General features: G+C 60.2%; 2 protein-coding genes. One reads left to right on the top strand and one right to left on the bottom strand.

Going from position 1 to position 1900, the window contains the following annotated elements:
• Positions 1–386: 386 nt before the first annotated feature.
• Entirely contained in the window at positions 387–725 is a 339-nt protein-coding gene (locus EET03_RS14485) for a group II intron maturase-specific domain-containing protein (protein ID WP_063469561.1), read from the top strand.
• Positions 726–854: 129 nt separating this feature from the next.
• Here EET03_RS14485 and EET03_RS14480 read toward each other — a convergent pair whose 3' ends face one another.
• The gene (locus EET03_RS14480) at positions 855–1283 is read right to left on the bottom strand and encodes a cellulose-binding domain-containing protein (protein WP_063469560.1); all 429 of its coding nucleotides are present in this window, start codon (positions 1281–1283) and stop codon (positions 855–857) included.
• Between the last annotated feature and the right edge of the window lie 617 nt (positions 1284–1900).

Below are 1900 nucleotides of genomic sequence, written 5' to 3'. Positions count from 1 at the left end.
CATGTTCGCCCACTGGGCGTGGATGACCGAGTTCTAAACGGACTAGATGAGAAGAGCGGAGTGATGGGAGACTGTCACGCTCCGTTCTGTGGGAGCCCCGGGGTGAGACCCCCCGGGGCCACCCGGCTTGCGCCACGACGTATGGAAAGGAGTCGTCATGTAGGGCGGCTGTCTGAAGTGCTTGCTCCACAGTAGATGAAGGTTTTGTGGCCCTTCGGCGTCGTCCTTTCGGGGGAAGGCGTCAAACCACCCCGAGCTGCGTTGGCTGAAGACCGTCGTGGTGAGCGTCGAGGAAAAGGCGGCGTCTCGATTGTGCGAACACCTCGTTTACGTTTCTGGGGTACACGTTTCGGGCCAGGAAGGCCCCGACGCGGGACCAGTCGAGCATGTTCTTGGCGTTCCTGCCCGCGGCCAGCGCCGATGCTGTCAAACGCATGGGCGCGGTTATCCGAACCTGGCGGCTGCATCTACGCACCACGACCGATCTGGCAGAGTTGGCATGGTGGATCAACCCGGTCGTTCGCGGCTGGATGAACTACTACGGCTACTTCTACCGGACCGAGCTCTTCCCCCTGCTGCGACGCATCAATACCTACCTGGTGCGATGGGCGCGACGGAGATTCAAGCGGCTCAGGTCATTCAAACGGGCCCACAGATGGTGGAAAGACCTGGTGCAACGTCCACCAGCTCTGTTCGCCCACTGGGCGTGGATGACCGAGTTCTGACGGACTGGATGAGACGAGCCGTGTAACGGGAGACTGTTTTTAAGCACGGTTCTGTGGGAGCCCCGGGGTGCGATCCCCCGGAGCCACCCGGCGCCGCACTGTCGGAGCCGGCTCAGTGCTCCGTCGCCTCTAGCTGCAAGGATATTGCCCGTTGAGCAGACAATTCGACGGTGGCGAGTACGAACCGCTCAGCACGCCTCTGAAACCACCTGTGGCTGAACCACCGGGCGCTATGATGCGATTCCAATTCGCAGGGGTGAGAACATAGTGCGTGCCAGATTGGGTGACGGTGCTGTTCCACGTGTGCAAGACGGATTGCCCCATCGGCATGTCGAATTCAAGCTTCCAATCGGTAAGCGGCACCATGCTCGAGTTGGTGATGGTGAAGCGAGCGATGAAACCGGTCTGCCACGTATGTTCGACCAACAACGTCGCCGTCGCCGCAGCCGCATGAGCTACGGGGGTGATGGCGAGTCCGAGGATGGCAACTATCAGTGCCGACACGGATACGTGAAGCGCTGTGCGCCAGCGCTTCACGTAATTCTTCAGTCCGGCCATAGAAGCCAACACTAAAACCAAACAGGCGATATCGCCCTCGCATCGCGAGCAAGCTGCAGTAACTTTGCTCAACCGAAACCGTCATGAAATTTTCGTCTCGATCCACCCTGGACCATGTATCGGCCCGGCCCAACGCGAACTTGCGGACGGCAGAACGTCGGCCTCATCGAGGGAGCGGAGTCGTTCAGCCGCCAGTAAACGAGCGGTCTCCCGCACCAAGCTAGGGCGGGTCGGCCGGTATCGCAACATCGACCTCACTCGCCGTAGCGCCGCTCACGGTTCCGCGGCGACCTCACGAGCTGGAATACGACGGAATCGAATATGGCGGGTTACCAGTATCCAACTGGCCCGGAGCACCGTTCGAACACGTCCACTTGGCCTTGCTCTTACACGGTGATGATGCGCAGGGCGCTGCGAATACCCCGGAAGTCGTTCTCGTTGTGGGTGATTAGCGGAATCCCGAGAGCGACGACTACCGCGGCGATCAGTATGAATCGTCCCGGGTTTCGTGCGCACTTCCTTTCTTGGGAAGGATGGCACGATGCCAAGCAAGTACGACGAGAACACCAAGGCCAAGGCGGTCCGATTGGTCCGTGAGCATGCCGACGACTACGACT

The sequence above is a fragment of the Mycobacterium innocens genome (assembly GCF_900566055.1).
Classification (GTDB): domain Bacteria; phylum Actinomycetota; class Actinomycetes; order Mycobacteriales; family Mycobacteriaceae; genus Mycobacterium; species Mycobacterium innocens.
Note: the sequence above shows the minus strand (reverse complement) of the source record. Positions and strands in the feature narration are given on the sequence as shown.